Source organism: Nonomuraea sp. 10N515B (assembly GCF_052245915.1).
Lineage (GTDB): Bacteria > Actinomycetota > Actinomycetes > Streptosporangiales > Streptosporangiaceae > Nonomuraea.
Window position 1 is genome coordinate 1 of the sequence record NZ_JBQQBQ010000109.1, and the last position, 18005, is coordinate 18005.

Sequence of the window (18005 nt, forward strand, 5' to 3'; positions counted from 1 at the left end):
ACCTTCGGCTGGCGCGAAGCGCTCAACGAACTCGAGATCGCCTACCCGGGAAGGATCAAGTAAATCAGGTAAAGAGCACTCTCCATTACTCAGAGTAAGAATTTACACACTTGAAGTGACAAGCTCGCCCGGCCGGTCTGCGCGGGAGTGGTGGAAGGCCTACTGGTGGGCCGCGCTGCGGTCGACGGCGGGCATCAGGCCCGCATCCGGCGTACTGGTGACGGGGATCGGGTCGGCGAGCTCGCCGACGAAGCGGCCGTCGACGAGGTCTTGGAAGGCCATCAGGTGCCACCGGCCGTCGTGCCGGACCAGGCGACCGGCGTAGAGCGAGGTGTCAGGGAACAGCCGGGCGGTGGAGATGTCGAAGGGGCCGTGGAGGCTGGGCCCGGTGACGCTGAAGATGCCCCCGGTGCCGTAACGACGGAGAGCGTCGTCGTCGAGTTGGGCGTGCGCACACGAGAAGATCAGCGTGGGAGTGCCGTCGACGACTTCGGCCTGGACGACCTCGAGGTGGCCGAACCCGGCGCCGGGCTCGGTCAGCGGCGGCTGGACGTGCCACTGCTCCAGATCGGTGGAGGTGCAGTGCCCGACGACACCACGGCTTCGCCAATCGCCGTGGCCGGCGCGGGCGGTGACGTACATGTGCCATTGGCCGTCCTCGCCCCGGAAGACGAAGGGGTCCCGCCAGGCTTCTTCGTGCCAGGCGGACTGGCCGTGCTTCTCGTACCAGCGGGGATCGGCTTCCAGGACGGTGCATGGAGGGTGTTTGTGCCAGACGAGGAGGTCCGTGGAGGTGGCGACGCCGACGCGCTGGACGTCGCCGCCGTCCTGCCGGGTGGTCCCGGTGTAGAACATCCACCACCGCCCGGCGTCGTCGCGTACGACGCTGCCGGTCCAGGTGGTCCAATCGTCGAAGGCCGGGGAGTCCGAGACCGTCAGCGCGTCGGGCAGGACCGTCCAGTCCCGCAGGTCGGCGGACACGGCGTGGCCGACGCTCGGGTGGCGGTGACGGCGGTCGGGATCCCCGAGGCCGCGGGAGGCCCGGAGGTAGAACACGTGGTGGAGCGCGCCGTCGTAGGCGTACCACGAGTCCCAGATCCAGCTGTCCGCCAGTCGCAACATTGATTACCCCTTGATTCCGCTGTTGGCCACGCTGGCCACGAAACTGCGTTGGAAAACGATGAAAAGCACCATGATCGGCAGGGTGACCAGGGTGGTGTAGCCCATGATCTGGCCCCATGGCACGCCCTCGGCGGTGTTGGACTGGAAGAAGTAGTCCAGGCCGACGGGGAGCGGCCGCAGGCCCTCCTCCTGGACGACCATCGTCGGCCACAGGTAGGAGTTCCAGATGGGCAGGAAGGTGAGGATGGCGCTGGTGGCGAAGGCGGGCCCGCTCAGCGGGACGACGATGCGCCGGTAGACGGTCAGGAAACCCGCACCGTCGATGAAGGCGGCCTCGTCGATCTCGCGCGGGATGGACTTGAAGAACTGCACGAACAGGAAGATCGAGAACGCGTTGGCGATGAACGGGACGATCTGCACGGCGTAGGTGTTGATCCAGCCGGTGGTCAGCTCGGGCGTCCCGGTGGCGAAGGAGAGATAGGGCAGATTGTTCACCCAGTACAGCAGCGGAAGTGCGAGCGTCTCGAACGGCACGATGAGGGTCGCGATGAGCACCCCCATGACGATCCCCTGCCCGCGCCAGCGCATCCGGGCGATGCCGAACGCGGCCAGGCTGTTGATCATCAGCCCGAGCCCGACGACGAGGAATGAGACGAGCAGGGAGTTGACGTAGAAGCGGGCGAGCGGGACCCGGCTGAACAGTCCTTGGTAGTTGTCGAGTCCGACGTCGCCCACCGGCAGGAACGCCCGGACGGATTCGAGGTCTTCGAAAATCTGCAGCTTGCCTTTGAAGCTGGAGACGATCATGAAGACCATGGGCAGCAGGAAGGCGAGCGACAACAGCGCGCCGGCGATGTAGAAGGCGGTGCGGGCGAGGGTCCGGCGGGCCTTGACGGTGGTGGTCATGCGTCCTTCTCCCTGGTCAGCCGGCGCTGGATGAGCGCGACGCACAGCACGAGCACGAAGAACACGAAGGAGATGGCTGAGGCGTACCCGATGCGCTGTTTGCCGTAGCCCTCGGCGAAGGCCTGGTAGACGAGCGTGGAGGTGGAGTCCAGCGGCCCGCCCTTGGTCATGACGTTGACCTGCGTGAACATTCCCAGCGCGGCGATGGTGATGGTGACCAGGACGAACACGAAGGTGTGCCGCAGTCCCGGCCACGTGACGGAGGTGAAGGTGCGCCAGGGGCCCGCACCGTCCATCTTGGCGGCCTCGTACAGCTCGGCCGGGATGGTCTGCAGCCCCGCCAGCCAGATGATCATGTGGAAGCCGACGGCCTGCCAGATCGACATGGCGATGATGGCGGGCAGCGCGGTGGACGGGTCGGCGAGGAAGGCGATCGGGTCCCAGGACGGGTAGACCGCCTTGATCGCGTTATTGACCAGTCCGTCCTTCTCATACAGGAAGGCCCACAGGATCGACACCACGACCATCGACATCACCACGGGCAGGAAGAACACCGTACGGAAGAACACCCGTCCCCGGAATTTGCTGTTGACCAGCAGCGCCAGCAGCAGGCCCAGCCCTCCTTGGACGGGGACGACGACGAGGGCGAACACGGCGGTGTTGCGCAGCGACTTCCAGAACAGCGGGTCGCCGGCGAGCCAGAAGCTGCCGCTCTTGCCGTCGGCGGCGACGGAGTCCGACAGCACCGACATGCCCTCGTAGGGGGTTCCGCTGCCGTTCTTGGTCAGGCTGCGCAGGGCGGTGCGGACGGTGCCCTCAGGTCCGGCGAGCTCGCGGACGCGGGCCTCGTCGAGGGTGAGGGGCTTGAGGCTGAGGAGGTCTTCGAAGTTGGACAGGCCGATCCAGCGGGTGGGTTGCGGCGAGGAGAGCTTGGCGTCGGTGAAGCCGAGGCTGAGGGCCAGGGCTATCGGGATGATGAGGAAGATCAGCAGCAGGAACATCGCCGGGGCAGTGAACAGCCGTCCCGTCCTGGCCTCGGCCTTGTGGCGGTCGGCGGGCCGGTTGGGCCATCGGCCGGGCCGGCCCCGCATGTAGGTGACGGATCGCTTGGGTCTGCCGCGGGCATGCGTCAGAGACACGTGGACCTCACAGGTGGGGGTGGGCCCGGGGTGGGTGGCGGCACACCCCGGACCGGGACCGGCTACTGATAGTTGTTGTTCTCGGCCAGGTTCTTGTCGATGGCGTCGACGGCCGTGTTCAGCGCGTCCTGCACGTTGGCGCCAGAGATGATGTCGGCCGCCGCCTTCTCGAAGGTCTTGGCGATGAAGGGGTAGGCCGGTGTCGGCGGGCGGATGAGCGCGTACTTGCGGGCGAGCTCGATGTAGGTGCTCTCCTTGGTGCCTTCCCTGAACTTCTTGCCCAGCGCCTGCACACTGGCGGAGGCGGGCAGGTTGCCGAGCTGCTCGCTGAAGGCCGACAGGTACTTGTCCTGCAGCCCGAAGCTGATCCAGCCGTTGACCGCCTCAGGGGTCTGGCAGGTCGCGGACATCCCCCACTGCCAGGAGCCCGCGCCGATGTAGGGCTGCTTGCCCAGGTTCGGCGGCGGCAGGACGAGGATGTCGTCGCTGAACTTCTTCACCGCGTCGCCGATGGCCCAGGAGCCGTTCCACTGCATCGCGACTTTGCCCTGCAGGAAGTCCGTTCGGTCTTCGGACTCCTTGGGGTTGGCCAGCTTGTTCTTGAACAGGCCCTGGAACCACTCGCCCCACTTGACCGCCTGGGGACCGTTCAGCACACCCTCGGCGGTGGAGAAGTCGGCGCGGTTGATGAGGTCGCCGCCGAAGGACTGCAGGAGCGGGGAGTAGGCGTAGGGGTACCACTCACCGGTCCAGCCGGTGCCGGCGTCCAGAGGGTAGTCGTACTTGCCCGACGCCTTGATCTTGGCGAGGGCCGCGTCGAACTCCTCCAACGTCCACGGCTGGTCGATGGTGGGGATCCGGATGTCGTTGTCGGTGAGGATCGATTTGCGCGTCACGATGCCGAGGGCGGCGTCGTAGAAGCCGACCGAGTACAGCTTGTCGTTGTAGACGCCCTTGACTCCCGGCAGCAGCGGGTCGGTGAGCTTGGCGTCGACGGTCAGAGGCTGGAGGTAGTTGGCGTACGCCCAGCTCGGCATGATGGGAGCGTCGACGTCGAGGAGGCACGGCAGGCTCTTGGACGCCGCGGCCGACACGATGGCGTCGTTGTAGGACTCCTGCGGGAACGCCTGGATGGTGATCTCGTACTTGTCCTGCGAGGCGTTGTAGTCGTTGGTGACCTGCTGGACCAGCTTGAGCTCGACCTCGTTGCCGGCGTTGTGCGTCCACATGGTGACCTTGGTTTTGCCGCCGGAGGCGGCCGGGGCGGAACCGGCCGGCCCCGCGCTCGTCCCGCCGCCACCGCAGGCGGCGAGCGCCAGCGCACCGGCGACGCCCAGGGCGGCCATGGGGAGGCTCCGGGCTAGTATTGACATGATGCCCTCCAAGCGAGGCAACGGCTACGCCGTTGCGTGGGTATTGCTCACCTCCGCGTACTGGCCCTGACCCGACCAGTGCGCGGAGCGGCGACCGAGTCTCGGATGACCAGGCCGCCATTGATTCGGACCTGGCTGACCCCCAGGTCCTCCGCCGACTCGATGCGCTCGATGAGCCGGCCCACCGCCCACTTGCCCATCTGGCGATGGGGCAGTGCCACGGTGGTCAGTCCAGGACGGAGCGCTTCCGACACCAGGACCTGGTCGTCGAATCCGACGATCGACATGTCCTGGGGCACGCGGATGCCCCGCTCGAAACAGGCCATGTAGACGCCCATGGCCATGCGATCGGTGAAGGCGGCGACCGCCGTCACCTTGGGGAATTGCTCGAGCAGCCGCTGCATGGCCGCGTAGCCGTCCTCGGCGTCGGCGTGCTCGGTCAGGACGACGCGCCACGGGTCGTCGTCCCATCCGTGGCGCGCGGCGACGTCCTCGAACGCCTTGGTCCGCAGTATGGTCGCGGGGTACCTCGGGATATCACAGATCCAGCCGACGTGGTGGTGGCCGGCACGGGCGAGCTCCTCCAGGACCTCGGTCTCGCCAACGTACTCGTCGGGCACCACCCAGTCGATGTCGCGGTCCGGGCACAGCGCGTCGACGAGAACGGTGGGCGCGGGCAGCTGCGCGGGCAAGACCAGCTCCCGGTGAAAGTAGGAGGCGATCAGGACGCCCGCGACCTGATGCTCCTCCAGCAGTCGCAGGTTCTCGGCGATGGCTTCCTGGGTGCCGACCTCGATGAACAACAGGTCGTAGTCATGCTCGCGCGCGGCTGACTGAGCGGCTTCGAGCATCGCTCCGGCGTAGGGCTGGGTGGCCACGCCCAAGCTGAGCAGGCCCAGCAGCGGAGCCGACTGCGTACGCAGGCTGCGGGCGGCGCGGTTGCCGCGGTAGCCCAGCTCCGCCGCCGCCGTCCGGACCCGCTCGGCGGTCGCCTCGGCGACCCGGCCTTCGGCCTTGCCGGACAAGACCAGCGACGCAGCCGCGACCGACACCTCGGCGCGGAGGGCGACGTCCTTCAGAGTGGCTGCCATGGCTCCTCGTTAATCGATTGACGTAAATCGATTAACGGCACAGTACGTCCACGTATCGGTCGCGTCAACAGTTGTTACCGGTACGTGACGGGACCCGCATCCTCCACCACCTGAACAGGTGCTCCTTGGTTGAGGGCACGGCGAAGGAGGATGGGTGGCGGTCAGGAGCACGCCGCCACCGCCGTTCGCGATGGCGGCGGCGCCTGCCTCGCCGAGAGCCGCGCGCCGGAAGCCGCTCCTGGCCGTCCGGCGCACGGGCTCGAGGCAGGTCACGGCCATATGGACTTCAGCTGCCACGCCTGCATGTGGTCGAGGGTGGCGGTGCCGCCTTCAGCGAAGACGTCGACGCCGGTGCTGGAGGGGTCGGGGAAGATCTGGTCGGTGATCACGGCCTCGCCGCTGCCGCCGAAGACCTCGACGGACGACCAGTCGACGAGGATCCGCAGCTTGACCTTGCCGTTCTCAGCCGTCAGGGGCGCGGTCTGGACGCCGGGGAAGGTGCTGTTGAAGTTCACCGCGCCGGAGCGGGTGCGGTCGACGTACAGCTCCTGTGTCGTGGTGTCGTAGCCGATGACGGTCTCCTCGCCATTGGCGCCGGTGCGCACCTTCAGGCCGAAGCGTTCGGCGTCCTTGAGGGAGAAGGTCGCCTCGATGTCGAGTGCCTTGCCCTGTACCGCACGGCCGATCAGAGGCTTGGAGGTGCTTTTGATGGTGACGTCGGACGCCGTCGCCGGGCGCTTGTCCCGGAGGGGCTCCAGGCCGCTGACCGGCTTGCTGGTCAGCCGGATCCGGCCGTCGACGGTGCGCAGTGCCATCTCCCGGGTGATGCTCTGCGCGCTTCGCCAGGGGGAAGTGGGGACGGAGAGGCCGTAGTCCCAGTTGTTCATCCAGCCGATCATGTACCGCTTGCCGCCCGGCACGTTCTCCCAGGACACCGCCGCGTAGTAGTCCTTGCCGTAGTCGGCCCAGTCAGCGCGCTGCACGACGGAGAGGGCGGGCTTGTCAGCGGCGGTGAACTGGTCGGCGAGGATGTGGCCCCAGCCGGCGGTGTTCATGTCGAGGATCTGGATCCGCGCCTTCTTGCCGAGGTAAGGACGCAGGTCGAAGGAGGCCCAGTCCAGCGTCTCGCTGTTGGAGCCGGTGGCGCTGCGGACGACCTTGCCATCGACGATCAGGTTGACGGACGTCTCCTGGGAGATGGGCTGGGCCTGGGTGTCGGAGAGCACGATGTGGTCGGCGAGGATGTGGCCCCAGCCGCCGGTGTTGTCGTCGACGATCTTTATCTGCGCCTTCTTGCCGGCGAGGTCGGCGACGTCCCAGGAGACCCAGTTGAGTGCTTCGGCGTCCTTGCCGGTGGCGCTGCGGACGACCTGGCCGTCCACGAGGAGCTGGACGGCGGTGGGGTTGCCGGAATCGGTCGGGTGGTGGCCGCCGCCGACGAGGAAGTTGATGTGCTTCTTGTCGATGGTGAATTCGGGCGAGGTGAGGGTGCCGGTGGTGGAGTCGCCGTTCAGGAAGCTGTTGACCAGGCCATTGCCCAGGTATCCGGAGACCTGTCCCTGGCCGGGGAGGGTACCCGTGGCCGGTGCGCTGCCGAAGGCGTCCCCGGTCTTCGTCCAGTTGCCGTAGGTTCCGCCTTCGAAGTCGGCGAGGACCGTCCCCTCGGGCGGAGGTCCTTCCAGGACGGTCCCGGCTTCGTGCGGGTGCCGGCCGCCACCGATCTTGAAGTTCACGTAAGGGCTCTCGACGGTGAATTCGGGCGAGGTGAGGGTGCCGGTGGTCCCGTCACCGCCGTGGAAGCTGTTGGCGAGGCCCTTGCCGTCGAAGCCCGTGACGGTTCCCTGACCGTCCACGGCCCCGGTTGCCGGTCCCTGGCCGAACGCGGCGCCGGTGGTCGTCCACGTGCCGAAGTCGGCGCCCTCGAAGTCCTGCATCACCGTGCCGGTGGGCGGTGTGTAGGTGCCCTTGTCCTCGGCGGTGAACTTCTTGCCGTCGAAGTCGCCGATGAAGTACTGGGCGCCCGAACCGCCCGCGATGCCCCCGGGGTTGATGTTGACGACCAGGACCCACTTGATGGTGTTCTTGTCCCCGTCGACGGCGAGGGGGAACAGGTCGGGGCACTCCCACACGCCGCCCGTCGCGCCGGCCGGCCCGAACTCGCTGAGCAGCTCCCAGTCCTTGAGGTTCTTGGACGAGTAGAACCGCACCTTGTGCTCGGCGGACAGTGACACCGTCATCAGCCAGCTCTTGGTCGGCGCGTACCACTGGACCTTGGGGTCGCGGAAGTTGGTGGAGCCGATGTCGATGACGGGATTTCCCTGGTACTTGGTCCAGGTGCGGCCGCGGTCGGTGCTGTAGGCGAGCGACTGGGCCTGCTTGCCGCCGTTCTTGTAGGCGCTGGTGTAGATCGCCACCATGGGCGGGTTCTTCGCGGTGCCGAACCCGGTGGTGTTGTTCCAGTCGACGACCGCGCTGCCGGAGAACACCATCTCCTCGTCGTCGTGCGACAGGGCGAGCGGCAACTCCTTCCAGTGCACGAGGTCCGTGCTCACCGCGTGCCCCCAGGAGATGTCGCCCCAGGAGTTGCCGTTCGGGTTGTGCTGGTAGAAGAGGTGGTACTCGCCCTTGTAGTAGACGAGGCCGTTGGGGTCGTTCATCCAGTTCTTCTCCGGAGTGAAGTGGAACTGGGGTCTGTAGGTCTCGGTGTACGGCGGGGTGTCGGCCGCGGCGGCCTGGGGGGCGAGTGGAGCTGCGGCCAGGGCGCAGACCGTCGCCACCGCCGCCAGTAACCGCACGCGGGCATGCCGGGGTACGCGTACAGAGCTCATGGTGTCTCCTTGTCCCGCGGTCGTCCGTGCAGCGGTGGCTGCGGCCTCGGCGCGGACGGACCGAAAAGTGACGCCCCAGGCCGGCGCCGACGTCCACGCCGCCGCCCGGGGTGTCATCGTTGACATATGTCATCGTTGACATCGAGTGCCCTGATTATGAAGCGCACTCCGGCCAGTGCGTCAATGGTTCGGGCGCGATTGGCCCGGTGCGGGCCGACCGGCCGACAGGCGTCACCGCGGCAACCGTCCAGGTCAGGGTGGCCGCGACCTGGGTGGCGAACCTGGCAGGCGTCCCGCGACATCGTCGGGATTTGTGAACGAGTTGTTTCCGGCGTGTTGACCGGTCGGACCTCTCGGTGCTTCACTTCTGGGAACCGGGGCCGAAACCGGTTCCGGCACCGCTCCCGGTACCGGTTCCAGGACTCTCTGCGTGATCGGTCCTCGGTGCGGGAGAACGTCTTCCGCCTCTGCATGGAGGGAGGGAGGTGGCATGGGAGTCACCATCTCTGACGTGGCCGCGCGGGCCGGGGTCAGCAAGACGACGGTCTCGCGGGTGCTGAACGGCAGGGGCGAGATCAACGAGAACACCGTCTTGAAGGTCCGCGAGGCGATCTCGGAGCTCGGCTATGTGCCGAGCGCCGGGGCAGTCGGGCTCGCACGCGGCACGACACAGATGATCGGCATGCTGGTCCCTGATATGGCCTGGGCCTGGGCCGGCATCGTCCAGGCGGTCGTCGAAACGCTGGAGACCGAGGGCTTCGGACTGCGCATGCTGACCTGGAACCGCGGTGAGGAATCTCTGCGCAGGCTGGGCCTGCAGGTCGCCGCCAAGTCGTTCGATGGTCTGCTGGTGATAGAGCCCGAGGGGGCCCTGGGATCCATCACGGAACTGCACGAAGCGGGGCTGCCGGTGGTGCTGATCGACGACCGCTTCCACCGGCCGGGATTCCCCTACGTGGCCACCACCAACCGAGAGGGGGGTGAGCAGGCGGCGCGCCACCTGCTGGACATCGGCCGCCATCGCCCTCTGGTGGTGACCGGTCCCGAGGCGTACGGCTGTACTCGGGAACGGCTGGGCGGCTTCGTCGACGTCTATGCGAACGCCGGGATCGAGCTCGACCAGCGCAGCATCATCTGCGGCGATTTCCTCTTCGACAGTGGTCGGAGCGCGGTCGCGCAAGCTCTCGCGGACGGCGTGGAATTCGACGCGGTCTTCGGGCACAACGACCCTACGGCGGCCGGCGTGCTCGCGGCCTTGCATGAGGCCGGCCTTCGGATTCCGCAGGACGTCGCCGTGGTGGGGTTCGATGACATCGAGCTGGCGTCGTACACCTATCCGGCACTGACCACCATCCGCCAGCCGATGCGGGAGATGGGTGCGGCGGCGGCGCGTCTGCTGCTGGACCACGTGCGCCGATCGCCGGAGGCCGCCCCGTCGTGCATCATTCCCACTGACCTCGTGGTTCGTGGCTCGACGTTGAAGCCGAGCACGAACTGACGCGACGTCACCGCGATACGCAAGGTGTCGGCGCCTCGCAGTCGGGCGGTGTGTTGCCGGTGAGTGGCACACCGCACCTGTCTCCTTGAGACCTCGGCGAACCTCTTCGGCCTCGCCTTCCACGCAACCCATAGCCGCTGCCCCTGCGTTCACACGTGACGCAGAGGTGCGCGTTTCCGCCCGCACGTTCCCGATCTGGGACACCGAACGGTACGCCTGGCACACCCAGCCCGGCCACCACCGGCTCCGCGTCTTTCCAGCCGCGACCTGTGGCTGGACGTCGATGCCACTGTCACCGCAGACGGTCTCCACTCGTGGGCCGACCTATCCGGGCGCCTGCCCGCTCCCACCCTTCGCTGCCCCCCGCGCCTGTATCGCTCAACGGCAAGGAGCCGCACAATGCGTACCACTACCCGTCACACCGTCAGAACCGTCCAGATCATGTGCGTCACCGTCACGGCAGCCCTGGTGGCCACCGGCTGCGGCCGGAGCGCCGACGCCGGGCCAGGCACGGTCGCACCTGCGGAGATCAGCAGCGGCAAGGCCACAGGCAAGGTCGTCATGTGGTCCATGGGCGACACCGACAAGGACCTTGAGAGCCTGGCCAAGAAGTTCGAACAGCAAAACCCCGGCATCGACATTCAGATTACGGCGGTGCCCTGGAACTCCGCCCACGACAAGCTGACCACCGCGATCGCCGGCGGCAACACACCCGACATGTCCCTGGTCGGCACCACCTGGATGGCCGAGATGGCCGCCATGAATGCCTTCCAGGCCACCCCGACGTCGATCAAGTCCTCGGACTTCTACCCTGGCCAGTGGGACACCACCAAGTACAAGGACACCTCCTACGGCGTGCCGTTCATCGCCGACACCTCGGTGATCTACTACCGGACCGACATCACCGCGAAGGCCGGCATCAAGGACGCCCTGGCCGGCGACCGGGACGGATACCTGAAGGACCTCAACGCCATCCAGGCCACTGCCGGCAAGCAGAACCTCAAGCTGCGCCATGCCACCGGTCTGGTGATGGGCTTCAACTCCTGGATTTTCTGGCTGCCGATGGTCTGGCAGCAGGGTGGTGACATCTACGACGCCAAGACCGGGAAGTTCACCTTCGACTCGCCCGAGGTCGCCCAGGCGCTGGAGTACTACGCAAGCGTCCCCAAGCAGGGCCTGGCGCCCACCGACAGGGCGGACAACGTGCAGGCTTTCCGGGACGGGCTCATCGCCACCTACCAGGAGGCCGCCTGGGCCGGCGGCAGCTTCCGTAAGGACGCGCCAGAGCTGAACGGCAAGTGGAAAACCATGCCGGTGCCGTACACCAAGCAGCCCGCAGGGTTCGCCGGCGGCAGCGACCTGGCGGTGTTCAAGGACGCCAAGAACTCCGACGGGGCATGGAAGTTCGCCCAGTTCTTGACCGAGCCCGCCAACCTCGCGGCCTATGCCAAGGCCACCGGCAGCCTGCCCCCTTCGCCCCAAGCGTGGTCGGAGGGGAAGCTGACCGAGGACGAGAACATGAAGGCGTTCGCCGAGCAGCTCGAGGTCAGCAAGGCGCCGCCCGCCATCACGACCTGGCAGCAGATCGCCGACGCCATCGACTCCGAACTGGAGAAGCTGACCCTCGGCAAGGCCACCGTCGCCCAGGTGCAGCAGGCGCTGCAGTCCAAGGCGACCAGCATCGGCACCGGCCGCTGAGCGCCGCCGCGTGAGCAGCCCTCGTACGGACGGATGACATCCATGTCCACGAAAACGCTCCCCGGGCGGGGCGACAGCCAGGAGCAGAGCACCTCACGGCCGGCCAGGAGTGCCGATCGCCGGCGCTTCGCGCTCCAGGGCCCGGCACGCGGCAGGCAGGCCCGGGCCGCCTGGATCCTCGCCACGCCCTTCCTCGCGTTGTTCGCGGCCTTCATGCTGCTGCCGGTTGTCTGGTCGGTGCTGATGAGCCTGACCGACACCAAGAGCGCCGACCTGCGCACACCCCTGAACGTAGGGTTCATCGGCTTCGACAATTACCTACGGCTCTTCCAGGACGATCAGTTCTTCACAGCCCTGCGCAACACCGCCGTGTTCGTCCTGGTGGCCCTGCCCTTGACACTGGCCGCTGGGCTCGCCGCGGCGGTCGCTCTCAACAGGGGCATCCTCCGCTTCCGGGCCGTCTTCCGGATCGGCTTCTACCTCCCGGTGATCACCAGCATCGTGGCCATCGCCGTGGTCTGGAAGACGCTCCTGGAACCGCGCGCGGGCCTGGTGAACGCCGTCCTGGGCTGGTTCGGGATCGACGGGCCCGCGTGGCTGGCGGACACCCGCTTCGCCCTGCCCGTCATGATCGTGATGGCCGTGTGGCGGAACCTCGGCACCGTTATGATCATCATGCTGGCTGGGCTGCAGTCCGTGCCCCAGTCCCTGATGGAGGCGGCCGAACTCGACGGTGCCGGGGCCTGGCAGCGCTTCTGGCGCGTCACCTTCCCTCTGCTGCGCCCCGCCCTGTTGATCACCGCCGTCACCACTGGCATCGGCTACCTGCAGTTCTTCGACGAGCCGTTCGTGATGACCGGCGGCGGGCCGCTGGACTCCACCCTGTCGGCCACCTTGTACGCCTACAACCAGTTCGGCAACGGCAACTACGACATGGCGTCGGCCGCCAGCTACGTCATCTTCGTCCTCATCGTGGCGCTGACCGTTCTGCAGTTCCGGATGCTGCGAGACAAGGACTGACGCCCCATGAGCACCGTCTCCACTCTTCGGCCGGCACAGCCGGGAACGGACCGCGCCCTGAGGCGCCGACGCATCCAGCAGACCTGGGGCCACCCCTGGCTGTATGTGCCGCTCGCCGGTGCCCTGCTGCTGATGATCGCGCCGTTCCTGTGGATGCTGTCCGGCTCCTTCAAGCCTGAGGCCGACATCCGCAGAGTCCCACCCGTCCTGATACCCACGGCGCCCACGACCGCCAACTACGGCGAGCTGTTCAGCAGGCTCGACTTCACGAGCATGTTCGCCAACTCCGTGATCGTGGCCCTCGCCGTCACCGCGGGCAATCTGGTCTTCTGCTCCATGCTCGGATACGCCCTGGCCAAGCTGGAGTTCCGCGGACAGCGCGCCGTGTTCACCCTGGTCATAGGGACCCTCATGGTCCCCGGCCTGGTCACCTTCGTACCGCTGTACGTGCTGGTGGCCAACATGCAGCTGACTGGCTCCCTGCTCGGGCTGATCCTGCCGTTCCTGGCCGCCCCGTTCGGGGTGTTCCTGATGCGGCAGTTCATCTCCACGTTGCCCGACGAACTCATCGACGCGGCCCGCGTCGACGGCTGCCGCGAACTGGCGATCTTCTGGAAGATCATCCTGCCGCTGACCAGACCGGCCCTCGCCACCCTAGGGATCATCACCTTCCTCGGCTCCTGGAACAACTTCCTGTGGCCGCTGGTGGTGGCCCAGAACGAGGACCAGTACACGCTGCCTGTCGGGCTCGCTCTGGCCAGCAGCGGACAGTCCTTCACCGTCTTCGGCATCCTGCTCGCCGGCACCGTCGTCGTTCTGCTACCGGTGATGATCGTCTTCCTTCTCTTCCAACGTCACTTCGTCGCCGGCATCGCCACCACTGGCCTGAAGTGACACTCCGACGCCCGCCCCGCCGCCCTTTGCGGCACCGATCCCGTCCGGGGCGGCGGGCGAACAGCGCGCGAGCTCGCGCGGCGGGCGCCGGCGTCCCTGCGGCGAAGCGCCGTCGACCGCGACGACCACCCGCCGTCGGCAACCAACTCTCTGACCTGTGACGATTGATGACTTGGAGAACATAGTGGGACAGCCGGTCCGCCCTGACACGTACCTGGATCCGGAAGCGTCCGTGGAAACAAGGATCGAGGACCTGCTGTCCCGCATGACCCTGCCGGAAAAGGTCGGGCAGTTGCTGATGCTCGACGCACAGCACGGGGACCTGATGGACATCGTGTCGGCCAAGCTGGCCGGGTCGGTCCTGCATGTGCATCCTGCGCGGATGCCGGAGGCCATGGAACTGGCCCGGCAGACACGGCTCGGCATTCCGCTGCTGACAGCCGACGACGGCATCCACGGCCACTCGTTCTGGCGGGGCGCGACCATCTTCCCGACGCAGCTGGCCATGGCCTGCACCTGGGACCCCTCCTTGCTCCAACGGGTCGCCCGTGCGGCCGCGACCGAAATCGCGGCGACCGGAATCCATGGGACGTTCTCCCCCGTGCTGTGCATCACCCGGGACCTGCGCTGGGGCCGGGTCAACGAGACGTTCGGCGAGGACCCGTTCCTGATCGGTGAGCTGGGGGCGGCGATGGTGCGCGGCTATCAGGGTGAGGGCCTCAACGACCCGACAGCCGTGCTGGCGTACGCCAAGCACTTCGCGGGCTACTCCGAGACCCTGGGCGGGCGCGACGCGAGCGAAGCCGATCTCAGCCCACGCAAGCTGCGCTCGTGGTTCCTGCCCCCGTTCGAGCAAGCGGCTCGTGCCGGCTGCCGCGCCTTCATGCTCGGCTACCAGTCGATCGACGGGGTGCCCATCACCGCGCATCAGTGGCTGCTCAACGATGTGCTCAAGGGCGAGTGGGGCTTCACCGGCACGCTGGTGACCGACTGGGACAACGTCGGCCGGATGGTCTACGACCAGCGGGTCTGCGCCGACTACGTCGAGGCGGCGGCGGTCGCCGTCAACGCCGGGAACGATCTCATCATGGCCACGCCGGCGTTCTTCGAGGCCGCACAGGAGGCGGTCGCCCGCGGCCTGATCGACGAGAAACAGATCGACGACGCGGTACGCCGGGTTCTCCGGCTGAAGTTCGAACTCGGGCTCTTCGAGGACCCCCGCGCCCCCGACCCCGAGCGGCAAGCCCAGGTGATCGGCTGCCGTGAACACACCGACCTCAACCTCGAGACCGCCCGTCGTTCCCTGGTGCTGCTGCGCAACGACGGCATCCTGCCCCTCGAAGGCGGGCTGACCTCGGACGGAACGGGCCGCGCCGCAGGCCAGGGCACGCCGCGCACGATCGCGGTCATCGGCCCCAACGCCGACAGTCCGGAAGCCATGCTCGGCGACTGGGCGGGGGCCTCCGGCCAGGTCCCGTGGATCCCCGAAGGACATCCACGGGAGTCGGTGGAGACGGTGCTCGACGGCCTTCGCGCCGTCGTGCCTGCCGACTGGACCATCACGCACACCCGCGGAGCCGACATCGCAAACCCCAACCAGGACACCGAGTGGTCCACCGGGCCCGACGGCCAACCGCAGCCGCCCGTTTTCACCCCCGCCCCGGTCGACCAGGCACAACTTCGGGAGGCCACCGCCGCGGCAAAGGCCGCCGACTACGCCGTCGTGGTCGTGGGGGACACCATCGCCCTCACGGGCGAAGTGCGCTCGACGGCCACGCTCGACCTCCAAGGAGGCCAGATCGCGCTGCTGGACGCGGTCGCCGCCGCCGGCACCCCCATGATCGTGGTACTGGCCCAGTCCAAGCCGAGCACCCTCCCGGACTCGGCACTGAACGCGGCAGCACTCATCGAGGCGTTCAACCCGGGTATGCGCGGTGGCCGCGCCGTCGCCGAACTCCTCCTCGGACTCATCGAACCCAGCGGCCGACTCCCGGTCTCCTTCGCACGCCACGTCGGACAGCAACCCGTCTTCTACAACCAGGTGCGAGGCCAGCATGGGCACCGCTACGCGGATCTCACCCAGGATCCCCCGTTCGCGTTCGGCGAGGGCCTCACCTACACCACTGTCACCTACTCCGACCTTGTCGTGCAGGACGAGGATGTCCCCGCCGACGGCACCGTCCACGCCATGGTGCGGCTCGCCAACAGCGGAAGCCGTCCCGCCCTGGAAACGGTCCAGGCATACGTCAGCGACCTGACTACCAGCGTCACTTGGGCCGAGCAGGAGCTGAAGGCTTTCACGCAGGTCGAGATCCCTCCCGGCGAAAGCCTGGACGTCGGCATCAGCATCCCTGCCTCGCACTGCTCACTCGTCACAGCCGACAACCGCCGAGTGGTCGAACCAGGCGAGTTCATGCTCCGTGTCGGCCCCAGCTCACGGCGGGAGCATCAGCTGAGCGCAGGATTCCGCATCCGGGCCTGAAGGCCACATACGGGCTTGAAAGCCGCATACGGGCTTGAAGGCCATCGCCCAGCTGCCCCTCGGGCCAACTGGGCTGGCCCTGTCTGACATACCGAAAGGCACGCGTGTGTCCACCCCACCCCTCAATCCGCACTATCCCGTCGCGCACCTGCGTCCGCCTGCCAACTGGATCAACGACCCCAACGGGCTGGTCTTCCATGACGGCCACTACCACGTGTGCTACCAGTACAACCCCTACGGCGCGACCCACGCGAACCTGCACTGGGGCCACTTCCGCAGCTCCGACCTGCTGACCTGGGAGCCGCTGCCGATCGCCCTGTCCCCGACCCCCGGTGGCGTGGACGCCGACGGTTGCTTCTCCGGCAACGCCGTCTCCGACGACGATCGGCTCGTCGCCTTCTACTCCGCGCACCGCGAGGACCGCTCGTCCCAGCATCAGCCGGTCACCTGTGCCACCTCCGACGACGGCGGCCAAACCTTCCGCCCGCGCGGGGAACTGCTCATCCCCGAGCTGCCCGAAGGCTGCACCATGTACCGCGACCCGTACGTCTGGCGGGACGGCGACGGCTGGCGGATGCTGGTCGGCGCCGCCCTCGCTGACGGCCGCGGCGCCACCCTTCTCTACGACTCGCCCAACTGGGAGACCTGGGCCTACCGGGGGCCCTTCGCCGCCCGCACCAAGGAGCCCGTCGGCGGAACCGGCCTGCACACCGGCGAGGGCTGGGAATGCCCCCAGTACCTCCCGGGGGTCGACGGGCGTGGTGCTCTCATCTTCAGCGGGTGGAACCTAGCCGACAGCGCCAGGTGCGTCGCGACCCTGATCGGTAAGGACCACGGCGACGTCTTCGAGGCCGGCCCGCCGGTCCTCGCCGACCACGGCCCCGATTGCTACGCACCAGCACTGCTGCGCGCACCGGGCGAGAGGTGGCTGCTGTGGGGCTGGTCCGCAGAAGCCCGCGATGAAACCTGGACCGTCGCAGGTGCATGGGCCGGCGTACTCACCCTGCCCCGCGAGATCCATGTCGCCGCCGACGGCACGCTGCGCCAGCACCCCGCCGCCGAACTGCTCGCCCTGCGCGGCGAGCACTCCATCCACTCCGCAGGCGAGACGCACGGCCCGCAGCCGGTGGACCTCGGCAGCGTGGGCCGTGCCTTCGACCTGACGGCTCGCCTGGAGTCGTCCGGAAACGCCGGGCTGCGGCTGCTCACCACCCCGGACGGCTCCGAGTACCTTGACATCCGCCTCGATGCCGACACGGGAGAACTGGTCGTCGACCGCGACCACGCCTCACTCGACACCCGGGCCCGCGGCGGCTCCTACCGGATGCCCTGCCCAACAGACCGGCCCGTCGACCTGCGCGTGGTCGTCGACCACTCCATCGCCGAAATCTTCCTGACCACCACCGGCCAGGTCCTCACCCTGCGCTTCTACCCAACAGGGCAGGACATGTGGCGACTTCAGGCCCGCGCTGCACCGGGTACGCGCCTTGGCTACGCGATCGACGCGTGGGAGCTGCACCCACTCGTGATCAAAGAGCCGAGCACCAGCACCGACGTCGCGTAGAGCCGACCCTCGCTATCCCTACCCCAGCGTTGAAAACGGCTCCGTGACGTCCGGCCCTCAAGATCACGCTCTACGGCCGGAGAGTGCCTGTCTTGGGCACGAGCCTCGGTTTCCCACCCGCCTTTTCAAAGCACTGAACAAGCAGGTCCGAAGGAGGATCTTCGATGAGCTCGTACGGTCTCGGACGACGCCAGTTCCTATTCACCGTTGGCGTCGCCGCCGCCTGGACCCAGGTTTCCGGGAACGCCGTCGCCGCCGCGCAGCCGACCTCGGCTATTCAGCCGGTATTTCGTTCTGAAGATCGATAACTAAAAGAAGGTGCCTCCGACCTGCGATGATCTGACTGCTGAGATCATGAACATCGCACAGAACGGACGCACCTTCCGGGTG

12 protein-coding genes are annotated in these 18005 nt (G+C 67.5%); 6 read left to right on the top strand and 6 right to left on the bottom strand.

Features of this window, described 5'->3' with window-relative positions; genetic code table 11:
- Positions 1–159: 159 nt before the first annotated feature.
- The 6 genes from ACTWQA_RS56070 to ACTWQA_RS56095 form a co-directional block, all read right to left on the bottom strand.
- On the bottom strand, positions 160–1122 hold the full coding sequence (locus tag ACTWQA_RS56070; protein WP_443166968.1) for a hypothetical protein: 963 nt from the start codon (positions 1120–1122) through the stop codon (positions 160–162).
- A 3-nt stretch (positions 1123–1125) separates the two neighbouring features.
- Positions 1126–2028 carry a carbohydrate ABC transporter permease gene (locus tag ACTWQA_RS56075; protein ID WP_443166969.1) on the bottom strand — a complete coding sequence of 301 codons (903 nt, stop codon included), beginning with the start codon at positions 2026–2028 and terminating at the stop codon, positions 1126–1128.
- Entirely contained in the window at positions 2025–3167 is a 1143-nt protein-coding gene (locus ACTWQA_RS56080; protein WP_443166970.1) for a carbohydrate ABC transporter permease, read from the bottom strand. The genes ACTWQA_RS56075 and ACTWQA_RS56080 overlap by 4 nt, the downstream gene beginning before the upstream one ends.
- A 62-nt stretch (positions 3168–3229) precedes the next feature.
- Positions 3230–4540: an ABC transporter substrate-binding protein gene (locus ACTWQA_RS56085; protein ID WP_443166971.1), complete on the bottom strand. Its 1311-nt coding sequence runs from the start codon at positions 4538–4540 to the stop codon at positions 3230–3232.
- 47 nt (positions 4541–4587) lie between these two features.
- The gene (locus ACTWQA_RS56090; protein ID WP_443166972.1) at positions 4588–5631 is read right to left on the bottom strand and encodes a LacI family DNA-binding transcriptional regulator; all 1044 of its coding nucleotides are present in this window, start codon (positions 5629–5631) and stop codon (positions 4588–4590) included.
- 269 nt (positions 5632–5900) lie between these two features.
- Positions 5901–8459, bottom strand: a complete 2559-nt coding sequence (locus ACTWQA_RS56095; RefSeq protein ID WP_443166973.1) for a GH32 C-terminal domain-containing protein — start codon at positions 8457–8459, stop codon at positions 5901–5903.
- A gap of 490 nt (positions 8460–8949) precedes the next feature.
- Between ACTWQA_RS56095 and ACTWQA_RS56100 the strand changes: the two genes are divergently transcribed.
- The 6 genes from ACTWQA_RS56100 to ACTWQA_RS56125 all read left to right on the top strand — a co-directional run bounded on the left by ACTWQA_RS56100 (position 8950) and on the right by ACTWQA_RS56125 (position 17615).
- Positions 8950–9957, top strand: a complete 1008-nt coding sequence (locus tag ACTWQA_RS56100) for a LacI family DNA-binding transcriptional regulator (protein ID WP_443166974.1) — start codon at positions 8950–8952, stop codon at positions 9955–9957.
- A 399-nt stretch (positions 9958–10356) separates the two neighbouring features.
- A complete protein-coding gene (locus ACTWQA_RS56105) occupies positions 10357–11655 on the top strand; it encodes an extracellular solute-binding protein (RefSeq protein ID WP_443166975.1) in 1299 nt (432 codons plus the stop codon).
- Between the two features lie 42 nt (positions 11656–11697).
- Positions 11698–12675, top strand: coding sequence for a carbohydrate ABC transporter permease (locus ACTWQA_RS56110; protein ID WP_327586183.1), 978 nt, complete (start codon positions 11698–11700; stop codon positions 12673–12675).
- Between the two features lie 6 nt (positions 12676–12681).
- Positions 12682–13569: a carbohydrate ABC transporter permease gene (locus ACTWQA_RS56115; RefSeq protein WP_443166976.1), complete on the top strand. Its 888-nt coding sequence runs from the start codon at positions 12682–12684 to the stop codon at positions 13567–13569.
- A 172-nt stretch (positions 13570–13741) separates the two neighbouring features.
- Complete coding sequence (locus tag ACTWQA_RS56120; RefSeq protein WP_443166977.1) at positions 13742–16051, top strand: glycoside hydrolase family 3 N-terminal domain-containing protein; 2310 nt, start codon at positions 13742–13744, stop codon at positions 16049–16051.
- A gap of 106 nt (positions 16052–16157) precedes the next feature.
- Positions 16158–17615 (top strand): glycoside hydrolase family 32 protein, encoded by a 1458-nt coding sequence (locus ACTWQA_RS56125; RefSeq protein ID WP_443166978.1) that lies wholly within the window; start codon positions 16158–16160, stop codon positions 17613–17615.
- Positions 17616–18005 lie beyond the last annotated feature (390 nt).

What these genes read in the sequence shown, in the direction of transcription:
- ACTWQA_RS56070 (WP_443166968.1), bottom strand. Translation starts at nt 1,122, where the DNA reads ATGTTGCGACTGGCGGACAGCTGGATCTGGGACTCGTGGTACGCCTAC.
- ACTWQA_RS56075 (WP_443166969.1), bottom strand. Translation starts at nt 2,028, where the DNA reads ATGACCACCACCGTCAAGGCCCGCCGGACCCTCGCCCGCACCGCCTTC.
- ACTWQA_RS56085 (WP_443166971.1), bottom strand. Translation starts at nt 4,540, where the DNA reads ATGTCAATACTAGCCCGGAGCCTCCCCATGGCCGCCCTGGGCGTCGCC.
- ACTWQA_RS56090 (WP_443166972.1), bottom strand. Translation starts at nt 5,631, where the DNA reads ATGGCAGCCACTCTGAAGGACGTCGCCCTCCGCGCCGAGGTGTCGGTC.
- ACTWQA_RS56095 (WP_443166973.1), bottom strand. Translation starts at nt 8,459, where the DNA reads ATGAGCTCTGTACGCGTACCCCGGCATGCCCGCGTGCGGTTACTGGCG.
- ACTWQA_RS56100 (WP_443166974.1), top strand. Translation starts at nt 8,950, where the DNA reads ATGGGAGTCACCATCTCTGACGTGGCCGCGCGGGCCGGGGTCAGCAAG.
- ACTWQA_RS56105 (WP_443166975.1), top strand. Translation starts at nt 10,357, where the DNA reads ATGCGTACCACTACCCGTCACACCGTCAGAACCGTCCAGATCATGTGC.
- ACTWQA_RS56110 (WP_327586183.1), top strand. Translation starts at nt 11,698, where the DNA reads ATGTCCACGAAAACGCTCCCCGGGCGGGGCGACAGCCAGGAGCAGAGC.
- ACTWQA_RS56115 (WP_443166976.1), top strand. Translation starts at nt 12,682, where the DNA reads ATGAGCACCGTCTCCACTCTTCGGCCGGCACAGCCGGGAACGGACCGC.